Here is a 4,755-nt window from a genome sequence, read left to right as displayed (position 1 = left end):
TAAGGATATTGCCTTAAGTATGTATCATTATTCTGATTAAAAGCGATTATATTTTTGGTGTTTGTATCATTTCTATTTTAGCCATTGAATGAGATCATTATGTTTACGACTACAAAAAAATATCAAATAAAGTGTCAACAAAATGAAGCACTAATTCAAAGCGTTCAACGACTAGAGCAGGAAAACCAGCAATTAACTCTGCATAATGATGAATTAAAAACGCAAGTAAGCCTCAATCAGGCCCATCAAGAAGAGCTGTTTTTTGAACAGCAATTATTAAACTGTACTATTGAATGTATTAAGCATATTGAGGGGGTTCGTGAAACAGTTTTATCGTCATATCAAGCTATCGATCGTGAAAATCAATCAACCAATGTGATCAGTGAATTACTCCATTCATCGAGTGATTCTCTTAGTCGTATTGTGGCTGGAATGAATTCGTTAACATCGAAGATGGGCATGCTAACTGAGAATATTTCTGGTCTTTCTAAAATGGCCGATAACATCAATATGTTCGTTTCGACTATTTCAAAAATTTCTGCGCAAACAAATTTATTAGCACTTAATGCCGCAATAGAAGCAGCGCGCGCAGGTGAAGCTGGTCGGGGATTTAGTGTCGTGGCCGACGAAGTCCGTTCATTAGCCAATAATACTCAAACTTCCGCAAACGAAGTGTCTGAACTGGTCAATAAAATTATTGATACTACCTCAACAACCGTTGAATCCGTCAGTGTTATTCAAAATAGTAATGGTGATTTATCAATAGGTGTAGAAAAGCTTGATGCTGACTATGTCGAGATTATTGATTGCTGTACATCGATGAAAAATACCATTAGCCACGCATCATTAAGAACCTTTATTCAAACTGTAAAACTAGACCATATTGTGTGGAAAGGTGAAATCTATGCCGTTGCTCATGGCTCTAGTCAAAAATCAATTGATAGTTTTGCTGATCATACAATGTGTCGATTAGGCAAATGGTATCAAAGTAGTGGTAAGAATGATTTTGCCGCCAATAATGCCTTTCGTTCGTTAGAGGTTCCACATAAAGAAGTGCATGCTAATGGAGTAAAAGCATTAGAGTTGATCATCAAAGGTGATAAAAAGGCCGCGATTGACCATTTGACTAAAATGGAAAAAGCCAGTCAACAAGTCATGCATTACCTTGATCAACTGAGCCAATAGATAAGGTCTCATGCGTTTGGGTTGCACCGGCAGAAAACTTGGGTAAATAGTTTGACTAGAGAGTATTTTTCCTGCTATTTCCCCAGCCATAACCGCTAGTGAAAGGTTTAGGGACGCTTAGCTTACCGCCACATGTATTAACTGCATTTTATGGCGCTGTGGAATTTAAAGAGAAAGGCACTAATATTCTCGTCGTCATTAATTATAATTGTTAATGCCGTTATCTATTTTACATTGCCAATGTGTCGTTTTATTTTATCACACCATTTCTCATAATTTAGCTTGTTAGAAATCACTACCTAGTACCTAATATTGAGGTCCACAGGTGCTAAAAAATAACTGTAATGCTATTTTTGAGATGTTACTGTTATCGACCTCTGAATATATTTGGGTATAATAACCCTGAATTGTTAGTCGAAAGGAATCAATACAAGACTAACTGCGCATACGTAAATCCATAATTTACTTTTTGTTATTGATTGGTATTAAATACCAATTGCATATTTTTTATTCATAAAGGATTAAAATGAAAAATACTCTGTTTCTATGTCTATTTCTTCTCGTTATTGCCCCTAATGCTGCACACGCTAAAGCAGGCTTAATTTCATTTGGTGGCGAAAATATTGTCCCTGTAGTGGAATTGCCAAATGATGAACGTTTTCAAACCGTTGATGGGGATTATGTTGATATTGGTTATATTTATAAATCAGTTGAAATACTATTTATCCCCCTGTGGAATTATGACGGTCGGTTTGCTGGCATGCTGCCACAACAAGACGCGTATATAGACCTCACTCCTTTGCAAGTGACAGGGCTGACTTTGGAAGCTGGCATGGTGCTTCCTGAAGCGCCATATCTTGATTTTTGGCATAGCATAGGCGGTAAAATAGTTTGTTTAGTTCTTTGTGGAGCATTAGCGCTTTACGTTAGACGTAATATGCAGAAAAAAGCGTCATATTTTAGCTCGTTGCCCACAGGCCGAGAACGATTAAAAGATATCTTAGTGAATAGCAATGAGTTTGTTGAGTTAGCTGCATCAGTGCTTGAGCAAGACGATAAATCCAAAGTACAAGGTCTCGAGTTTATTGCGGCGAAAAAGTATTTTAATAATGTCATTTCGATATCGGTATTCGATATGAGTAAGGTCTCGATTGAACAAGTTCAAGCACAAAATGATGACTTATTTAATAGATTGCTAGGGCTGAAAAAAATGCTCGCCATGAAATCGCAAAATACGATTCATTATCTTTACTTTACCTTCGATAGCTCGCCAACAGCTGCAGAAATCACCGCATTGAAAAAATTGAGAAAACGTAAAATATCCAAAGCAAGCAATCTTATTCCGATTATTATCGATTTTGAAAAGCAGGTTATCGAGAGTGCTATGGGTGTTTATCCATCTAAAAAGATTCTACAGAACTGTTTTACCCAAGCAGAAACTCACTTAGATGAAATTGTAGAACCTGCCAGAGTATAACAATTGACAAGTTTGTTATGGAATAGGCCCAAATGGCACATTTTGGCGTGTTCATTCGATTCCTTAGCCCAAGTTAATGTTAAAAACAGAAAAGTTATTGCCGGCGCCGAAAGCCAGATTTAGTTTTCGGCGTTAAAGGTAGGCCATCACTTTATTGCCATTACAACATTCACATAGATGATCTCATACCGGTTCACATCGAAGCATTATCATAAAAGTCGATTGAATTTGTATAGCCTATTCTTTATTGCTAGGTTGATAATTAGGCCAAAAATCCTTACACTGTCGCGCTTCGTATTTACCTCGGCTCTGCCGTATGCCAGTTTCAATATCATTTTTGTTCGCTTGAGTCATATAGACGTCAACTCGAGCAAGTAGACTACAATTTGATATGGGCTTTAACACACAACACGATTTGGAATTTCATTTTGATTACAACAGCTAACATCACGATGCAGTTTGGCGCTAAGCCACTGTTTGAAAATCTCTCAGTAAAATTTGGTGGCGGTAATCGCTACGGTTTAATTGGCGCGAATGGTTGTGGTAAATCCACCTTTATGAAAATCCTTGCCGGTGATTTAGAGCCATCAAGCGGTAACGTCTCTATAGATGTTAACGAACGCATGGGTAAATTAAACCAGGATCAGTTTGCCTACGAAAGTTTTTCAGTCGTTGACACCGTGATCATGGGCCACAAAGAGTTGTGGGAGGTCAAGCAAGAGCGTGATCGTATTTATTCTTTACCTGAAATGAGTGAAGAAGACGGAATCAAAGTCTCTGAGCTTGAGATGGAATTTGCTGAAATGGACGGTTACACTGCTGAATCTCGCGCAGGTGACTTACTTTTAGGCGTGGGCATTGCCATTGAACAACATTTCGGTTTAATGAGTGAGATTGCACCAGGCTTTAAATTGCGGGTGTTATTGGCGCAAGCATTATTCTCAAACCCAGATTTACTGTTACTTGATGAACCTACCAACAACTTGGACATCGATACTATTCGATGGTTACAAGACATGTTGAACCAACGTAACAGCACCATGATTATTATTTCGCATGACCGTTATTTCTTAAACTCAGTGTGTACTCACATGGCTGACTTAGATTACGGTGAACTACGAGTGTTCCCTGGCAACTACGACGAATACATGATGGCTGCACAGCAATCACGTGAACGTTTAATGAGTGACAACGCCAAGAAAAAAGCGCAAATAGCTGAATTACAAACGTTCGTAGCACGTTTCTCTGCCAATGCATCTAAAGCTAAACAAGCTACATCACGCGCTAAGCAAATTGATAAAATTAAGCTTGATGACATCAAAGCATCGAGCCGTGTAAACCCATTTATTCGTTTCGAACAAGAAAAGAAATTGTTCCGTAATGCACTTGTGGTTGAAAATTTAGCCAAAGGTTACGACAAACCATTATTTAGCAAGCTTAACCTAATGGTTGAAGTGGGTGAGCGAATTGCTATCTTGGGTCAGAACGGTATTGGTAAAACGACTTTATTACGCACTTTAGTTCATGATATTCCACAAGACGAAGGAACGATTAATTGGTCTGAAAATGCCAATATTGGTTACTACGCACAGGATCATGAAGCTGATTTTGCTAATGACATGACTTTGTTCGAATGGATGAGTCAATGGCGTAAAGAAAACGATGATGATCAATCCGTTCGCGGTATTTTAGGTCGTATGTTGTTTGGTGCAGATGACATTAAAAAGTCAGTTAAAGTGTTGTCTGGTGGTGAGAAAGGCCGTATGTATTTCGGTAAACTTATCATGCAAAAAGCCAACATCTTGTTACTCGATGAGCCAACCAACCACATGGATATGGAATCTATTGAGTCATTAAACAATGCGCTTGAAAAATACGAAGGCACCTTAATGTTCGTCTCACATGACCGTGCATTCGTTTCATCTTTGGCCACTCGTATTATTGAAATCACTGAAACCGGCATTAATGATTTCAAAGGTTCTTACGACGAATTTTTGGCAAGTAAAGGTATCGACGCGTAATTTTCATTTACTGCGAATAACCGTTATACCCAATAGCTACGTATTAACACCATTAGCCCTGAACAAAAGTTC

Annotated in this window: 3 protein-coding genes; all 3 read left to right on the top strand. The window is 38.2% G+C overall.

What is annotated here, in order from left to right; all coding sequences use genetic code 11:
• Positions 1 to 99: 99 nt before the first annotated feature.
• The 3 genes from CXF78_RS22000 to CXF78_RS10400 all read left to right on the top strand — a co-directional run bounded on the left by CXF78_RS22000 (position 100) and on the right by CXF78_RS10400 (position 4,683).
• Positions 100 to 1,185 carry a methyl-accepting chemotaxis protein gene (locus CXF78_RS22000; RefSeq protein ID WP_102036731.1) on the top strand — a complete coding sequence of 362 codons (1,086 nt, stop codon included), beginning with the start codon at positions 100 to 102 and terminating at the stop codon, positions 1,183 to 1,185.
• A 526-nt stretch (positions 1,186 to 1,711) separates the two neighbouring features.
• The gene (locus CXF78_RS10405) at positions 1,712 to 2,662 is read left to right on the top strand and encodes a hypothetical protein (RefSeq protein ID WP_102036730.1); all 951 of its coding nucleotides are present in this window, start codon (positions 1,712 to 1,714) and stop codon (positions 2,660 to 2,662) included.
• Positions 2,663 to 3,090: 428 nt separating this feature from the next.
• On the top strand, positions 3,091 to 4,683 hold the full coding sequence (locus CXF78_RS10400) for an ABC-F family ATPase (protein ID WP_081430125.1): 1,593 nt from the start codon (positions 3,091 to 3,093) through the stop codon (positions 4,681 to 4,683).
• The last annotated feature ends 72 nt before the right edge of the window (positions 4,684 to 4,755 follow it).

This window comes from Shewanella sp. 11B5, from assembly GCF_002836795.1.
Classification (GTDB): Bacteria; Pseudomonadota; Gammaproteobacteria; order Enterobacterales; family Shewanellaceae; genus Shewanella; species Shewanella frigidimarina.
The sequence above is the reverse complement of the archived record's forward strand: the minus strand, read 5'-3'. Positions and strand labels throughout refer to the sequence as shown.